15 protein-coding genes, 1 tRNA gene and 1 riboswitch are annotated in these 16,940 nt (G+C 45.1%); of the genes, 8 read left to right on the forward strand and 8 right to left on the reverse strand.

All coding sequences use genetic code 11. The features are described 5' to 3' along the window. Window positions 1-53: 53 nt before the first annotated feature. The 8 genes from IRJ18_RS13270 to IRJ18_RS13305 all read right to left on the reverse strand — a co-directional run bounded on the left by IRJ18_RS13270 (window position 54) and on the right by IRJ18_RS13305 (window position 5,700). Entirely contained in the window at window positions 54-833 is a 780-nt protein-coding gene (locus IRJ18_RS13270; protein WP_194106808.1) for a DUF4350 domain-containing protein, read from the reverse strand. Window positions 834-940: 107 nt separating this feature from the next. Further along, window positions 941-1,756, reverse strand: a complete 816-nt coding sequence (locus tag IRJ18_RS13275; protein ID WP_194106809.1) for an SDR family oxidoreductase — start codon at window positions 1,754-1,756, stop codon at window positions 941-943. Window positions 1,757-1,786: 30 nt separating this feature from the next. Beyond that, complete coding sequence (kduI, locus tag IRJ18_RS13280) at window positions 1,787-2,617, reverse strand: 5-dehydro-4-deoxy-D-glucuronate isomerase (protein WP_228072852.1); 831 nt, start codon at window positions 2,615-2,617, stop codon at window positions 1,787-1,789. A 211-nt stretch (window positions 2,618-2,828) separates the two neighbouring features. Next, the gene (locus IRJ18_RS13285; RefSeq protein ID WP_194106810.1) at window positions 2,829-3,014 is read right to left on the reverse strand and encodes a hypothetical protein; all 186 of its coding nucleotides are present in this window, start codon (window positions 3,012-3,014) and stop codon (window positions 2,829-2,831) included. Between the two features lie 487 nt (window positions 3,015-3,501). Next, window positions 3,502-4,146, reverse strand: a complete 645-nt coding sequence (locus IRJ18_RS13290) for a peroxiredoxin family protein (protein WP_194106811.1) — start codon at window positions 4,144-4,146, stop codon at window positions 3,502-3,504. A gap of 177 nt (window positions 4,147-4,323) precedes the next feature. Then, window positions 4,324-4,770, reverse strand: coding sequence for a DUF4395 domain-containing protein (locus tag IRJ18_RS13295; protein ID WP_194106812.1), 447 nt, complete (start codon window positions 4,768-4,770; stop codon window positions 4,324-4,326). Between the two features lie 32 nt (window positions 4,771-4,802). Next, window positions 4,803-4,873, reverse strand: a tRNA-OTHER gene (locus tag IRJ18_RS13300). 191 nt (window positions 4,874-5,064) lie between these two features. After that, window positions 5,065-5,700, reverse strand: a complete 636-nt coding sequence (locus tag IRJ18_RS13305) for a peroxiredoxin (protein WP_194106813.1) — start codon at window positions 5,698-5,700, stop codon at window positions 5,065-5,067. A 161-nt stretch (window positions 5,701-5,861) separates the two neighbouring features. Beyond that, a riboswitch (SAM riboswitch) is annotated at window positions 5,862-5,982 on the reverse strand. Between the two features lie 413 nt (window positions 5,983-6,395). Between IRJ18_RS13305 and IRJ18_RS13310 the strand changes: the two genes are divergently transcribed. The 8 genes from IRJ18_RS13310 to IRJ18_RS13345 all read left to right on the forward strand — a co-directional run bounded on the left by IRJ18_RS13310 (window position 6,396) and on the right by IRJ18_RS13345 (window position 16,870). Continuing rightward, window positions 6,396-6,947, forward strand: coding sequence for an RNA polymerase sigma factor (locus IRJ18_RS13310; RefSeq protein WP_228072854.1), 552 nt, complete (start codon window positions 6,396-6,398; stop codon window positions 6,945-6,947). A gap of 11 nt (window positions 6,948-6,958) precedes the next feature. Beyond that, complete coding sequence (locus tag IRJ18_RS13315; RefSeq protein ID WP_194106814.1) at window positions 6,959-7,774, forward strand: zf-HC2 domain-containing protein; 816 nt, start codon at window positions 6,959-6,961, stop codon at window positions 7,772-7,774. Window positions 7,775-7,790: 16 nt separating this feature from the next. After that, window positions 7,791-8,657 (forward strand): DUF4097 family beta strand repeat-containing protein, encoded by an 867-nt coding sequence (locus tag IRJ18_RS13320; RefSeq protein WP_194106815.1) that lies wholly within the window; start codon window positions 7,791-7,793, stop codon window positions 8,655-8,657. 18 nt (window positions 8,658-8,675) lie between these two features. Next, window positions 8,676-9,491 carry a DUF4097 family beta strand repeat-containing protein gene (locus tag IRJ18_RS13325; protein ID WP_194106816.1) on the forward strand — a complete coding sequence of 272 codons (816 nt, stop codon included), beginning with the start codon at window positions 8,676-8,678 and terminating at the stop codon, window positions 9,489-9,491. Window positions 9,492-9,639: 148 nt separating this feature from the next. Continuing rightward, a complete protein-coding gene (locus tag IRJ18_RS13330; RefSeq protein ID WP_194106817.1) occupies window positions 9,640-12,096 on the forward strand; it encodes a TonB-dependent receptor in 2,457 nt (818 codons plus the stop codon). 318 nt (window positions 12,097-12,414) lie between these two features. Next, window positions 12,415-14,748 carry a S9 family peptidase gene (locus IRJ18_RS13335; protein ID WP_194106818.1) on the forward strand — a complete coding sequence of 778 codons (2,334 nt, stop codon included), beginning with the start codon at window positions 12,415-12,417 and terminating at the stop codon, window positions 14,746-14,748. Between the two features lie 217 nt (window positions 14,749-14,965). Then, window positions 14,966-15,871 carry a helix-turn-helix domain-containing protein gene (locus tag IRJ18_RS13340; protein WP_194106819.1) on the forward strand — a complete coding sequence of 302 codons (906 nt, stop codon included), beginning with the start codon at window positions 14,966-14,968 and terminating at the stop codon, window positions 15,869-15,871. Between the two features lie 234 nt (window positions 15,872-16,105). Continuing rightward, window positions 16,106-16,870 carry an SDR family NAD(P)-dependent oxidoreductase gene (locus IRJ18_RS13345; protein WP_194106820.1) on the forward strand — a complete coding sequence of 255 codons (765 nt, stop codon included), beginning with the start codon at window positions 16,106-16,108 and terminating at the stop codon, window positions 16,868-16,870. The last annotated feature ends 70 nt before the right edge of the window (window positions 16,871-16,940 follow it).

Raw genomic sequence — 16,940 nt, forward strand, 5'->3', positions numbered from 1 at the left:
TAAGATTTCTCCCTACGGTCGAAATGACATTTCTTAAGCTTGTTATCTGCACATTACTTCTTCACCTGTTTTAGCAGCCATTGGGTTACATCAACAATAGCTTTATCATTATCATAACCTGCCGGCAGGTGGCCGTTGGTATATTCGTTATACAGCCATGGGTCGGCTACAGCGAAGACGGTGCCTTTGCCATATTTGGCTGTCGCGATAACTACCGCGTCGCCATTTTTTAATAATGGTTTTGCGGGCCCAGTTAATGCGATGCCACAGATGTCTTTCATGTATATCTTTTTAGCTGTCGGGAACAGCGGGTTACCTTCAACCATCATAGTACCGCTTTCAATTTTGTTGCCCAGCACGTGGTTATTCAAATCATCGGTAAAGTGCATGCCGAATTTGGCCGCCAGGGTATTAAAGTGCGGTAATTCCACATTGGCGCTATCGTTAGCCATCATTACTAATACGCCGCCTGCTTTCACAAATTTTTCAATCTGTTCAACATCTTTGGGCATAATATAGTTAGGGTTCGGGCTTTCTTTTTTAGTATCGGGGTCTACAATAATATAAATATCCGTTCCTTTCAAATTATCAACCGTAGGCGCGGCATCCAGCGACTTTATTTTGGCCCCAGCCGCCACAAAAGCGTCACCCCAATTAGAATAGCCGTTCAGGTCTTTCTCTTCCCATAGGTAATGGAAGCGTTCTACAGCGCCTTCTTTGGTTTTGTGCACCTCGTGATTGAAGTAATAATCAAGCGTAACAGTTTGCGCTTTTAGCATAAAAGGCACTGCCGATATAGCTACTAATGCGGTTAGTTTAAACAGGTTTTTCATTTGGTTATATTGGTTTAGCCCCCTCTAAATCTCCCCCTAGAGGGGGAGACTATTGAAGGTTGGATTTTATTTTTAGTCCTCCCCTTCAGGGGAGGGTTGGGTGGGGCCTAAACTCCCCCGAAAATAGAGAAGCCGCCATCCACACACACCATCGATCCTGTTACAAAGGCCGATGCATCGCTCAGTAACCATACCAGCGCGCCAATTAACTCTTCAGGCTTGCCGAAACGCTTGAATGGGGTTTGCCTGATCACAGACTCGGCACGTGGCGAATAACTGCCATCGGGTTTCAGGTGCATGTTACGGTTTTGCTCGGTTAGGAAAAAGCCAGGCGCCAGCGCGTTCATACGGATGGCATCGCCATACCGGTTAGCCAGTTCAACAGCAAACCACTGGTTATAGCAATCAACCCCGGCTTTACCCATATTGTAACCCAATACCTTAGTAATAGCACGTTTGGAATTCATAGATGAAATATTCACAATGCTGCCGTTGCCGGTACGGGCAATCAGCTCACCAAAAACCTGCGTAGGGATAATGGTACCCCAAAGGTTAAGTTCGGCTACGCGTTTCATCCCATCAAGGTTCATGTTAAATATATCCTCGTCGGGCTGTATCGCACCTTCGGGCATATTACCACCAGCGCCATTCACCAAACCATCCAGCCGGCCAAATTCGGCCCAAACTTTTTCTTTAGCGGCCATCAATTCGTCCTTATTCAGCACATCGGCAACTAAGGCGATAGCCCTGCCGCCATTCTTATTGATCTCGGCCGCGCGTTGCTCAGCAATCTCAGCATTACGGCCTAGTATGCCTACAGCGCCACCGGCCGCCACAATACCATCAATAAACGATTTGCCTAAAATGCCGGTACCGCCGGTCACTACAATTACCTTACCGGCTAATGAGAAGTTATTTTCCACTATGTCTGTTGTCTTTTGGTTGATGTTTAATTATCGCAAGTCAGGTATCGCAATCGGATCCATATCAGTGTAATCCTGGTTCTCACCACACATACCCCAAATAAATTTATAATTGCTGGTAGCGCTGCCGCTGTGGATGCTCCACGGTGGTGATACTACCGCCTCGTGATTGTTCATCATAATGTGGCGGGTTTCGTCGCCTTCGCCCATATAGTGCACTACTTTATTGCCCTGCGGTACGTCGAAATAGAAGTAAGCTTCCATGCGCCTGTCGTGCACGTGGGCCGGCATGGTGTTCCAAACGCTGCCTGGTTCTAAAATAGTTAAGCCCATTACCAGTTGACAGCTGCGTATACCTTCTAAAAATATATATTTATTAATGGTACGCTTATTAGCCGTTTCTGCTGAGCCCGCGTTTACTTTAACTGCGTCCTCGTTGGTCATTAGCGCGGTTGGATAGGTCATGTGCGCCGGTGATGACAGGATAAAGAATACCGCAGGTGCGTCAGCGCTTTTGCTGGCAAATTTCACATCCTTAGTACCTTTACCAATATACAAGCAGTCCAGCTTGTTAACATTGTAGCTGGTGCCATCGGCGGTAACTGTACCATCGCCGCCCACGTTGATAATGCCTATCTCGCGGCGCTCTAAAAAGTACTCGGCACGTAGGTTAGGATAATTACCCAGGCTAAGTTCGGTACCCATCGGCATGGCGCCGCCTACTATCATCCTGTCGTAATGGGTGTAAACCAGGTTAATTTTTCCCGGATCGACAATGCCATCCAGCAAAAAACGCTCGCGGATCTTGGCAGTTTGGTACGATTTAAAATCTTCGGGATGTACAGCTTGTATTACTTTCAAAATATTAAATTTTAGGTATATGAAACGACTGTTGTGTAGATAATGCAAGTGTACAACCTTAAGCCTAAAATTCCAAACCGCAGCATCCTGCCGTACTGCTTTTAGCAACATATGACCTGCAAAAACGGCTTTAACGTGCATAAAAAAGCCCCGTTGCCGGGGCCGATGTAAGAATGACTTACATATACGTTAATCGAGCTGAATTTATAATTTATCTTTTCACCTTGTTCTCGGCTACTTCTTCAAGGTATCCGTTACTATTTATAGCATAGCTGGCCTCGGTAGTATCTGTATCAATTTTATAAACAACAGGTTTATCGTGTTTTTGGGTGGTCTTTCTTGCTAAAGGGAGGGCGATAAGGCATAACATTGAAATGGTATTAACTATAGTTATCATAGCTGCTTATTGTTATTGTTGTAAATTAATTAGTGCACAAATATACTTAATATATTATGCATGCATAATATATCCATACTAAAATAGTGCCATAAATTCACTTTTGCGAAAAAAGACAAGTTAAGCTTAGTGTATTAATATTTTAAAAAAATGGCACGGATAACCCTTTCCATTTTGATAAGGTTTTTTGTTAAAATGGGGTGCCCCTTGTTTGTAAGGATATAAGAAAAGCCCCGTTACCGGGGCCTAACCAAACAAACAATTCATAAACCTAAGTTGAGAAGCATTGAAAGAATTGCTATGTTTTTATTTTAAGCGGCCATGTGCGATTCCCTCCCATGGGGAGGGTGCAGGGAGGGGTTTTGTAAAGTCACGAAACCCCTCCCTACCACCGCACATCCTAACTCCCCCTCCCCATGGGAGGGAATTTGTGAATTCTGCCTATTTATAGGCTATACTCCCTGGAAAGAGTTAGGTGAGGCCCTCCTTATGCCGACCTTTTCAAATTCCCCGCTAAGCTGGCGTTATATACTGCCGAGATAACATCACGATTTGATAATGCAGTTTCAAACTCTGCATGACTGTAAACCACCTGGCGCGCTGCATCCAATACATAAGTGGCCGGTAGCGGCACATTAATATCAATACCCGAAAACCTATTCCATACCGGGTCTGCATCGCTGTATATCCGCAGGGTTTGGGCAATTTCATGCGCCGCATCGAAATAGAAATTAAGCGACAGGTTGTTTTCCCAAACCAGTTTTTCAAGGCTATCCTGCTTTTCTGCAGTGATAATGAGCAAGTTGCCGCCATTTGCCTTAATTTCCGCCTGGATAGCATTCAACTGCTTTAATTGATCTAAACCATGCTGCTGCCACTGTGGCGAATAAAAACTTATTACCAGCGGCTTGCTCAGCAATTGCTTTAAAAGGATGGCGCCGTGTGTTTCGGCACCATTAAAAAAGTGCTGCCAGCGGGTATAGGTATTTTGCAAAGTAAAATTGGGCAGGTAATTCCCGGTGCGTACCGGCTTCAGGGGCTTATATGGCTTAAACGCAATATCGGCCTCGGGCACAATTTCTGAAAGGTCGAAAAATGGGTATTTACTGGTGTTAATGGTGGTAGTTAACATGATAATATATTTTATTGAATAAACAGATAGCCTTTCGGCAATAACTAAAGCGAAGGTGCAGCCTAACAACAACAGTGGTCCAACCCGTAAATAATTCCGTAATATTTCATGTTTTGATATTTCATAACAAAAGCATTTAAATAGACGACAATTTTAGTAGTCTTTTTTGATAAATTTTTATTTACTTGTTTTTTTAATCAGTAATAAGCCTAAAGTGTACACATAACAACCCACGCATAACCCACCGAAGGCTTCCAGGCATGCAAATACAATAAGTACCACAGTTAGTATTTGCGCCGCGAAATTTTGTTGTGATGCCAGCAATATTAATATGCCCGCCGTAAACACAAACCCAACGCCCACAGCAAATCGTTTAGGGGCACGGTCAACCGGTTTATGCTTAATTTTCAGTTGTTTGATCACTGCGTCGCTTAAAAACCCTATCGGACTGTAGTTCCCCCAACTGGTGGCGCGCAATAAAAAATCAACGGCCAGTATAGCAATTATCACCCAGGCGTTGGTCAGCAAAAAAGTTACCCCCAGGGCCAGCACAAAAAAGGCATTAACACGGGCCTTATTTTCGTTAATGGTTACAAAATCTACCGGGCATTGCAGGTTGCTCATCAGCTTACTTAATTTATTAATTTAAAACAGAGAGATCAGAGATGGAGTTGAACCACCGTTAAAGGCCTTGCTAACCTCCGCCTATCCACTCGGCCATCTGATCGTTTTATTCATCTCCCCCCAGCCGCTCCGCTATATATCAGCGGAGACGGCTTCATAAAACCTTGCACAGTTTTACTTTACTAAAGGAGATACGTATATTTTTTGCCCTCCAGACCCCTAAAGGAGGAGTGTTAAAACCTTGCACAGTTTTACTTTAAACCCTGCCCTTTAGGGGCTCGGGGGGCTTGTGTATTATTTATTTGGCTGCGGCGTTGTCCTTAAATAAGGTTTTATTACTTTATGCCCTTTAGGGAACTTAGCCGGTATATCTTCGGTTTTAATAGACGGCAATACCACTACATCTTCGCCATCTTTCCAGTCGGCCGGGGTGGCTACGCTATGGTAAGCTGTCAGTTGCAGCGAATCAATCACTCTTAATATCTCGTTGAAATTACGACCGGTTGATGCCGGGTAAGTGATGATCAGTTTGATCTTTTTATCCGGGCCTATAATGAACAGCGACCTTACCGTAGCGTTCAGCGACGCGTTAGGGTGGATCATGTCATATGCTTCGGCTATTTTGCGGTCTTCGTCGGCAATGATGGGGAAAGTTACCTCAACGTCTTGCGTTTCGTTGATATCCTTTATCCATCCCTGGTGCGATTCTGCCGAGTCTACACTCAGCGCCGCCACTTTTACATTGCGTTTGGCAAATTCTTCTTTCAGGGCTGCGGTACGGCCCAGTTCGGTGGTGCAAACCGGCGTATAATCGGCCGGGTGACTGAATAGTACACCCCAGCTATCGCCTAAAAATTCGTAAAAATCAATTTCGCCCTGGCTGGTTTTGGCTTTAAAGTTTGGCGCGTCGTCGCCTAATCGTAAACTCATGGTCTCAGTTTTTTAATGTTAGATGTATTTTGTTAGTTAAAGCAAATTACCGGAATAATTAACTTTAAACCCAATACGAAAAATTTAATACTTAATGTTGCTTATCTGCAAAAGCTGAAAAGAGAGGGAACCGTAAATACGGTGTGGAATTTTTGTTCACTCGCTTATCTTTCCCTGTTTGGTTACAGAGCAGGAATTAGCACCTTATTAAGTCGCATATACGCGGTCTCACAGGTTGCTAAGACGTCTTCGGGCCTTTCCCTCAGTCTTTCTGGATAAGTAAATAAAGAACGATTACGGCAACAAATATAAGGGCAATAATTTAAATACCAAATAAAATCTATAGATTTAGTAGTGTTTATTTGAAATGCGTTGATTATCAGGTAGAAATATTTTATTTATATCAAATTTGTCATTGCGAGGAGTTGGCATGCAGGTGGTGGGTGAGGTAACGACGTGGCAATCTCGTAGCAGTAACTATCTCTCATATCCAATTAGCAAACCACTATAATGGCGTTGCCTTCGGCCCGCGCTATCCGCTCATACTGCACGGGCCTTAGCCACGGGCCGGTATCCGCTCCTATCGCTAACGCGGGGATTTTAATACTTGAAAAAAATTCTTAAATTTCCTGTAACCATTTTTTTTAACCGGAGTTTACAGGGCTATAATGATTAACTATAAAAACTAAACCTGCTTGGATACGCTGAATGATAACGCGATCATGCTAAAAGTAAAAGCCGGCGACCTGGACCGGATGGGGCTGCTTTTCCAGCGCTACCATCGCCAGTTGTACGGTTTCCTTTACCACATGACCTACCAGCGCGAGGCCGCCGAGGATATGGTGCAACAGGTATTTTATAAAATGCTGAAATACCGGCACAATTTTACCGGCAGCGGCGAATTTATCCACTGGATGTATGCCATTGCCCGCAATGTGCTAAAAGACCAGGGTAAACGCAAAAAACTGGCCATGGCAGCCAGCAGTGTTGAGGACATGGCCGACTGGATACCCGGCAGCACCAATATAGAGGAGCAGCTGGAAAGGAAGCAGGCAGCGCAGGGTTTGCAGCAAGCCATGGGCAGGTTAAGTGAAGATGAAAGGGAGATACTATCATTAAGCCGTTTCCAGGAGTTAAAACACCAGGAAATTGCACAGATATTGAATATAAGCGAGGGCGCGGTTAAGGTGCGGGTGCACCGGGCCATGTGCCAGCTAAAAGAGATTTATACCAAAGTTGAACGTTAAACAGACATAAAATGGATTGTGATAAATATAAGGAGCTGTTTACCGGCTGGATAGATAAAGACCTGCCGCCGGCCGAGCGGGTGAAACTGGAACAACACCTGAGCGATTGCCCCGGTTGTAAAGAAGAATTAGCCGCCATGAAGGAATTGTGGAGAGAAATGGGCACTATTGAAACCCCTGCCCCATCGGCACACATGCAGGTGAAGTTTGAAGCCATGCTGGATACTTTCAAGGAAGAGGCGGCATCTAAAGGGAATATTTGGGCGGAACTAAAAGAAAAGCTAAGCCAGTTTTGGCTGGTGCAGCCGCGCTTGCCTATGGCTTACAGCCTGGTGATTATTTTGATAAGCTTTGCCTGCGGTTATTGGGTATTTAATGCAGGTAAAGGCGGGCAGCAGGATAAGCAACTACAGGCACTGAGCAGCCAGGTGCATGAGTTAAAACAAACCATGATGCTGGCCATGCTGGAGAACCCGTCGGCATCTGAAAGGATTAAGGGGGTGAGCTACACCAGCGAGATAAAGCACGTAGACCAGCAGGTAATTGATGCTTTACTGGCCACGCTGAATAACGACCCGAACGTAAACGTACGCCTGAGTACGCTGGATGCACTGGCACAGCTGGCCGGTCACCCGGAAGTGCGGGCGGGACTTATAAAATCTATCACCGAACAGGATTCGCCACTGATGCAATCGGCCATTGCGGATGTGATGCTGAAACTGCAAGAGAAACGGTCGGTAGGTGAATTTAAAGAACTTTTAAAACAAAAGAATCTTGACCACGGTGTCAGGAACAAGATCAAAGAGACGATTAACAGTTTAATTTAAAACCAAAACACACATCATGAAGAAGTTAGTATTGATCGCGCTTTTAGCGGGATGGGGCCATACTTTTGCCCAAAAAAAGTCGTACGACGTTGAATTTAAAGACCATATCAGCAAGCAGTTTACACCTCAACAATCGGCGGCAGCTACCGTATTTGCCCTTTACAATGTATTTGGCAGCGTTAAAGTTGAAGGCTACAACGGCAACCAGGTTGTAATTGAAATAGACGAAACTATCTCGGCCCGCGATGCCGAGGAAATGGCCAAAGCAAAAGCTGAATTTAAACTGGGCTTCGACCAAAAAGCCGACAGCATTATCGCTTACACTGCCGAACCTTATGATACCCGTCCGCATAGCGGCCGCTGGAATAATGATGGGGACAGGCACCGTTACTACACCGTAAAGTTGGACTACACCGTGAAAGTACCCAACAATATAAATATTAATGTTGGCACTGTAAACAGCGGTAATGTTGGTGTGAAAGACGTGTACGGCAGCCTGAAAGTAAATAATGTAAACGGCGCTATCAGCATTATAAATGCCAAAGGCACTACCGTTGCACGCACCATAAATGGCAACCTTACCATTAATTATTTAAGTAACCCGCCCGAGGCATCAAGCTATTATACATTAAACGGCAAACTGGAGGCTACATTTCCTTCAGATTTGGCAGCCAACGTACAGTTTAAAAGTATGAACGGCCAATTTTACACCGACTTTCCCGATACCGAGGTATTACCTACCGAGATCACCAAAACAGAAAACAAAAAGGCTGGCGGCACCACCTACCGCTTAAATAAAAACACTGCCATAAAAATTGGCAAAGGCGGCAAAGTATTCAAATTTGAAACGCTTAACGGCAATATTTATATTAAAAAAGCATAATTTAACACTCCAAATAACATGAAAGCAATAAAATTTACAGGCCTGGTAGCATTAGCCCTAACCCTAAGCACCCGCCTGATGGCACAGGAATCGCAACAGTTAACCGTCCCGTTGAGCGATCCGGGCAAACCGTACAAAATTGATGTACACACCATAAGCGGCTCTATAAAAGTTAGTGTGTATGATGGAAAAGACATAATAATTGATGCCCAAAGCGAGCATGGCCGCAAGGACCGCAAGGAAATCAGCAACGGTATGAGGCGTATATCAAGTGGCGAAAACCTGGATATTAGTGCTTCCGAGAAAAGCAATAAAGTAAGCATTAACAATAATTTACCCGGCAAAATGGCATCGTTAACTATTAAAATACCACGTGGTGCCACAAATATCAATCTAAGTACCATCAATGGCGGAAGCATTACTGCCGATGATATTAGCGGCGATATGGAAATGAACAATACCAATGGCGCCATTAAACTCACCAACGTATCCGGCTCGGTAGTAGCCAACACTACTAATGGTAACGTAACTGTAAGTTTTAAATCGGTCGAGCCGAATGCGGCTATGGCTTTTACTACGCTTAACGGCAATGTTGATGTAACTTTCCCGGCCAGTTTAAAGGCCAATATTAAAGCACGATCTGACCAGGGCAATGTTTACAGCGACTTTGATATGGTAACCGAAAAAAGCCCGGCAAAATCAACTAAAAGCGCTAAAGACGGCATGTACCGCATAACCGTTGAAGATTGGGTTAACGGTAAAATAAACGGCGGTGGCCCCGAAATACTGATGAAGAATATGAACGGCAATATCTATATCCGCAAAGCGAAATAAAGTCTGTAGTACAATACGTCATCCCGAATTTATTTCGGGATCCCACATGCAAAGTAACCACCCTCCACTCTTTGCATGTGGGATGCAGAAACAAGTTCAGCATGACGCATTGTTGAATTGCTGTAAAGCCCCATCCCAACCACTCATTATGAAAACATTAACCCTGGCTTTTTTAGCCACATGGCTGGGCTTTGCCCTGAATTTTGCACAAGCCCAATCGCCCGAAGGCAAAATATTCGGGCAGGTGCTGGACGATCATAAACAACCTGCCATTGCAGCAACCGTAGTTTTAGTTACCGCAAAGGATTCAGCAACGGTTAAAACCGGACAGGCTGACGCACAGGGTAGGTTTGTATTTAGTAATATCGGCAACGGGGCCTATCGTTTACAGGTACGTAATGTGGGTTTTAAAACTTATCGCAGCGATGTTGTCTATATTTCTACTGAAAAATCATTAGTTAACTTAACCCCAATCACGCTTCAGCCTGGCGGGACAACCTTGAAAGAGGTGGCAGTAACCGCGCAAAAGTCATACATTGAACAAAAGGTTGACCGCATGGTGGTGAACGTAGGGTCATCTATAACCAATACCGGCGCAAACGCGCTTGAAGCATTAGAGAAAGCCCCGGGTGTAATTGTGGATGTGAATGGTGGTATCAGCTTCAAAGGAAAATCGAGCGTGATGATATTGATAGATGATAAGCCTACCTATCTTTCGGGCGACGACCTGATCAACTACCTTAAATCGATCCCCGCCTCGCATCTTGACCAGATAGAGCTAATGACCAACCCGCCCGCCAAATACGATGCATCGGGCAATGCAGGGATCATCAATATCAAAACCAAACATTCAAAAATAAAAGGGTTCAATGGTTCGGCCGCGGCAAACGCTGGCCTTGCTAAGTACTGGCGTACTTCCGAAAGTTTTAACATGAATTACAGGGTAGATAAGATTAACTTTTTCCTGCTGGAAGGTTACAGCATACAAAACTCCTACCGCCGGCTGGATGTAGGCCGAACTTACTTTGATGCCGGCAACAACGTCAGATCATCGTATACCGAGGTTGCTTTCTTTAATCCATCTTTCTATAACAGCAATTTAAAAACCGGTGTAGATTATTATATATCACCCAAAACCACCTTAGGTGTGGTGCTTAGCGGCGTCATATCAACCGGTGATAATCACAACCCGGTCAATAGCTTTTTAAAGAACGCCGCGGGTAAGATCGATTCGACCGTTGTTGCGGAGAACAACACCAACTACAAAAATTACAACGGCGGCATTAATTTTAACTATAGCCACAAATACGATAGCCTGGGCACAAATATCACGGCCGATTTTGATTATGTGCGCTACAGTAATCACCGCGATCAGTCTTTTTACAACACTACTTATAATGCCTCAGGCGCTTTGGGCAGCAATCAAAATATTATTGATAACCTGCCGGTATACGTTAATATCTGGTCGGGTAAAACAGATTACAGCTTACCTTTTAATAAAAAAACAAGGCTTGACCTTGGCCTGAAAACCAGCTATGTAAATACTGATAACGCGGCCAACTACTTCAACATTGTAAACAATGTTACTACGGTAGATAATAACAACACTAACCGTTTTATATATAAGGAAAATGTTAACGCGGCCTATGCAAACTTTAGTCAGGAATGGAAGCGTTTTTCCCTGCAAGCAGGCTTACGGGCCGAAAATACCCGCGTAAATGCCCACCAGTTGGGTAATGCCCTGGGGCAGGATTCATCATTTGTAAAAAACTATACTGATCTGTTTCCTACTGCTTTTGTGCTTTATAAACTGGATTCGGCAGGGTCGAATAGCGTGAGTGTTTCTTATGGCCGCCGTATAGACAGGCCTGCCTACCAGGATCTGAATCCATTCATTATCATCCTGGATAAGTACAGTGCTTTTACGGGTAACCCGTTTTTAAGACCGCAGTTTACCAATAATTACCAGCTTAGCTATAGCTATAAAAGCATGCTGGTCTTATCGGCAGGGTATAGCTATGTTACCGATTACAGGGTTGAATACGATTACCAAAAAGGCGACATATTTTTTGCCAATAGCATTAACCTGGGCAGCCGGGCCGAAAAAAATGTTGCGGCTATAACCAATCTCGATCCGTTTAAATGGTGGCATTTTTACCTGGATGCCGAATATAACTGGACACGCTACAAGGGCCAATTGGGTACTATACCGGTTGATAACACTACCGCTTACTGTTTCATAAACAATACCAACCAGTTTACCTTATCGCATGGCTGGAGCGCGGAGCTAACCATGTTTTATGTTTCACCTTTTACCGATTCGCAATTTACCCACATAGCGCGCAAGCAATTAAACATGGGCCTGCAAAAAAAGATATTAAACAACAATGGCGCTATAAAACTAAGCGCGCGTGACCTTTTCAAGGGTAATTATTCAGCCGGTAACATCAGGAATGTACCCGGTGCGGCCATTACCTATCATAACGATAATGCCAACCGTTCGGTAACGCTGGGTTTTAGCTATAACTTTGGTAAATCGGCAAACATCCCTAAAAAACGCAATACAGGCAGCGCGGATAGCGAAAAGAACAGGGCAGGCAATTGATATTTTATATAACAGAGAATCCCCTATTTTCGCCACCACAAAGATAAAACCACCAACCACGCGTCATTGCGAGGAGCTTCTATCAGCAACGTGGCAATCCCCATGTGCAGAGCGGACCTGCTTACCGGTGATTGCCACGCTATCGCTCGCAATGACGCGCTCATTCGGGCGCAGAGTCTCTGCGAGAAACCTGCGTAAACCGAAACCCTAGTTTTCCGTCGATCATCTAACATAAACGTTACTTGACAAACGGCGGATTTGCAGTATCTTGCTTTGTTAATTGATCCAAATACAGCATAACTGCTTAACCAAACTTACATGAATAAATTTTTACTTACGGCTATCCCGCTGGCATTGGCATTAAGTGCCGGCGCCCAGCAAGCCTACACTGCTAAAGATTATGAACGTGCCGAAAGCCAGATGGCCGGGGCGCTTACCCCTTTAGTTACCCGCAGCGGTATTGGCACCCGCATAAACTGGACAACCGATGACCGCTTTTGGTATCGTGAAGGTAACCAGTTCATGATGTTCAACCCTAAAAATGGCAGCAAAGGTGCGGCTTTCGATCATGCTAAACTTGCGGCGGCATTATCAACCGCTTCAGGAAAAACCTATACTGCCGATGCCCTGCCATTTGAAGCCATAACTATCCCTGCGGATGGCAAAGGTGTGGTGTTTATGGCCGATGGCAAGCAATGGAAATTTGATGGCAGTCAAGTCGTGCCCGATTCGTCGCCGATGCAGGCAGCGGCTACGGGCGGCTTTGGTGGCCGCGGTCGCCGTGGTGGTTTTGGTCGTGGCGGTAACCCCAACGAGAACCTATCGCCCGACGGCAAAAAGGCCGTTTTTATAAAAGATTTTAATTTGTATGTGCGGGATAACACCACCAATAAGGTTACCCAGCTAACTACCGATGGCGTAAAGGATAATGGTTATGCCACCGATAATGCCGGTTGGGCACAGGGCGACAGGCCGATATTGGTATGGTCACCCGATTCAAAAAAGATAGCTACGTTCCAGCAGGATGAACGTCAGGTGAACAATATGTACCTGGTGAACACCAAAGTTGGCGCGCCCGATTTAAGGGCCTGGAAATACCCTTTACCGGGCGATAAGGTGATCCCGATGCTGCGCCGGGTGATCATTAATGTGGACGAGCCCAAGGTGATCAGTCTGAAATGTGATCCGGATCCGCACCGTTCAACCCTAAGCGACGATATTAAAGGCGGCGCTGGCTGGGCTGATGTATACTGGAGCGATGATGCTACCAAACTGGTATTCGCATCAACCAACCGCGACCACAAACAGGAAAACGTACGCATGGCCGATGCTGCTACCGGCGACGTGCGTGAGATATTTGAAGAAACTGTAAAGACCCAATTTGAATCGGGCTGGGCCGATGTAAACTGGCGCTACCTGAGCAAAACTAACGAGATCCTTTGGTTCTCGGAGCGCGACAACTGGGGGCACCTTTACCTGTACGATGCCAACACCGGCAAGCTAAAAAACCAGGTGGATAAAGGCGATTGGGTACAGGCCAGCTTGCAAAAAGTTGACGAGAAGAACCGCGTGATCTATTTTATGGCTGACGGTTTAGAGCCTGAAAACCCTTACTTCAGCCAGCTTTGCAAAGTTGGTTTTGATGGTAAAGGTTTTGCCGTGTTAACCCCCGGCGCTGGTACACATAATGTTACTTTCTCGCCATCGGGCAATTATATTATCGATACTTACTCAAAACCCGATGTTCCGCCGGTAACTGTATTGCGTGATATAAAAGGCAAAGTGATAACAGAACTGGAGCATACTGATATCTCAAAACTAACCGCCACAGGCTGGAAACCGGTTATCCCGTTTTCTACCAAAGCGCACGACGGAAAAACTGATGTTTACGGCCTGATGTGGGTACCCCGCAATCTTGACCCCAACAAAAAGTACCCGGTGATAGACTACATTTATCCCGGTCCCCAAGGCGGCAGCGTTGGTAGCTGGGCGTTCTCGGTAACCCGTGGCGATAACGGCGCCCTGGCCGAACTGGGTTTTATTGTAGTTGAAATTGAAGGCACCAGCAACCCGTACCGATCAAAAAGCTTCCACGATATGAGCTATGGCAACATGGCCGATAACACCCTGGGCGACCAGGTAAGCGGCATACAGCAGTTAGCCACCCGTTATCCGTATATGGACTTAAGCCGTGTGGGTATCTGGGGCCATTCAGGCGGTGGTTTTGCTACAGCCGGCGCTATGTTCCGCTACCCTGATTTCTTTAAGGTAGGTATTGCCGAATCGGGCAACCACGAGAACCTGAACTACGAGGATAACTGGGGCGAGCGTTACAATGGCTTAACCAGCAATTCGGATTACAACGCGCAGGCCAATGAAAACCTGGCTAAAAACCTGAAAGGTAAATTACTATTAGCCCACGGTTTAATGGATAACAACGTACCGCCGCAAAACACGCTGCTGGTTGTTGAAGCTCTGGAACGCGCCAACAAAAGTTTCGATTTGATCGTATTCCCTAACAGCGCCCATGGCTATGGCCAGCATTCGCAATATATGATGCGCCGTCGCTGGGATTATTTTGTTAAGAACCTGCTGGGTGTTGAACCACCGGTAAATTATCAGATGAAACCCGCGGGTGGTTTCGGGCAATAGTGTAAAAAAATGTTTTTCAAAAAAGGCGGATGATCAATAGGTCACCCGCCTTTTTGTTTTACGTCAGTGGTTGCGAGAGGAGCATAACAACACCATTATTTTTATTCATTATTATTTATTTTTATTTATAATTATTCGTTTTCTACGTTTTTCCCGGCTTTTTTATTTAAAATTTCGTTGGTTAAAAAATTCTTATATTTGAATTTTGCAACACACCATGCACACCGCCACCATTGAGGATTTTTACCGGGAAACCGCATCGCTTATCCCCGAAGGGATCAATAAAGAGATAGGGCATTTTAATATCTTTCCTATTGCGGATATGGTGGCGCGCCATGCCAAGAAACAGCCAATGCCGTATAACCGCCGGGCTTACTATAAAATAAGCCTCATCCGCGGGCGCAACAAGGCTGAATATGCTGATAAAGAGGTGAACATTGAAAAGAGCGCGCTGCTGTTTGCCACGCCTAAGATCCCCTATAATTATATCCCGCTGGATGATGACCAGGGGGGCTTTTTCTGCATTTTTACGCACGATTTTTTGATACAATCCAAAAGCGGGGTAGTATTGGATGACCTTCCGATTTTCAGGCCGGGCGCCATACCTATATTCCAGTTAACCGACGAAGCTACTGAAGAGATCAGCCTTATCTTCAGCAAAATGCATAAAGAACTGGCTTCCGATTATGCCTTCAAGTACGATTTGCTGCGTAACTATGTTTTGGAATTGATACATTACGGCCAAAAGCTACAACCGGCAACGGCTTTATACCCATCGCATACGGCATCGGCCAGGATATCGTCTTTATTTATCGAGTTGTTAGAGCGGCAGTTCCCTATAGAATCGCCGGGACAAAAACTAAACCTGCGCACCGCCAAAGATTATGCCGACCGCTTAGCCGTGCATGTAAACCACCTGAACAAGGTATTAAAAGAACATACCGGCAAAACCACCACCGATATTATAACCAGCCGCATTGTGCAGGAAGCCAAAATCCTCCTCAAACAAACCGACTGGAATATATCCGAAATTGCCTACAGCCTGGGCTTCGAGCAGGTAGCGCATTTCTCTAACTTTTTCCGCAAGCAAACTAAATTGGCGCCAGTGGCTTTCAGGACTTAGGCGCTTTTTAGCGATTTTTAGACAGACTTTCACCTTTTTAGCTTTTTTTACGGTTTTTTAGATAGGCTTTTTTGAGCTTTTTAAAGGATGTCCGGGCTTAATCAGGGCTATCACTAAACCGCATCAATCCACATCAATATTTGAATTTTGCAAAACATGGATTGATACTTGCAAACACTCCTCCGGCAGGCTTGTTACCTTTGTCCTGTTAAATAATTAAAACCAACAAACACCATGTCAACAACAAATAAAATAGCCCTGGTAACCGGCGGCAGTCGCGGTTTAGGCAAAAACATGGCCCTTAGCCTGGCAAAAAAAGGCATCAATGTTATCCTTACTTATAACAGCAATAAAGACGAGGCAGCAGCCGTAGTTGCTGAAATAGAAAAGACCGGCGCAAAAGCCGCTACCCTGCAATTGAATGCCGGCGATATTAAAAGCTTCGATGGGTTTATAGACCAGGTAAAAGGCGTATTAAAAATAACCTTCAACACAGACAGGTTCGACTTCCTTATAAATAACGCTGGCACAGCCCTATACAAATCATTCGATCAAACTACTGAAGATGAATTCGATACACTGGTAAATATCCACTTTAAAGGCGTATTTTTCCTTACACAAAAAGCATTGGCGTTAATAAATGATGGCGGCAGGATCATCAACATTTCCAGCGGTCTTGCACGGTTTAGTAACCCGGGTTCATCTGCCTACGCTTCGATGAAAGGCGCGATTGAAGTATTAAGCCGCTACCAGGCTAAGGAATTAGGCGAACGCGGCATTGCGGTAAACGTAGTGGCCCCCGGCGCTATTGAAACTGATTTTGGCGGCGGTATGGTGCGCGATAATCCCGATGTTAATGCCCGCGTTGCCGATGCAACAGCTTTGGGACGCGTAGGCGTGCCTGAGGATATTGGCGGAATAGTAGCATTTTTATGTACCGAGGAAGCCCGCTGGATAAACGCGCAACGCATAGAGGCATCGGGCGGCATGAACATTTAAAAACTTTGGTCAATTAAAATGCAATTGATGAACCCATTTTATAAAAACATAATTATATTTGCGGAGTAAC

Origin of the sequence: Mucilaginibacter boryungensis, assembly GCF_015221995.1 — a bacterium.
Classification (GTDB): Bacteria; Bacteroidota; Bacteroidia; order Sphingobacteriales; family Sphingobacteriaceae; genus Mucilaginibacter; species Mucilaginibacter boryungensis.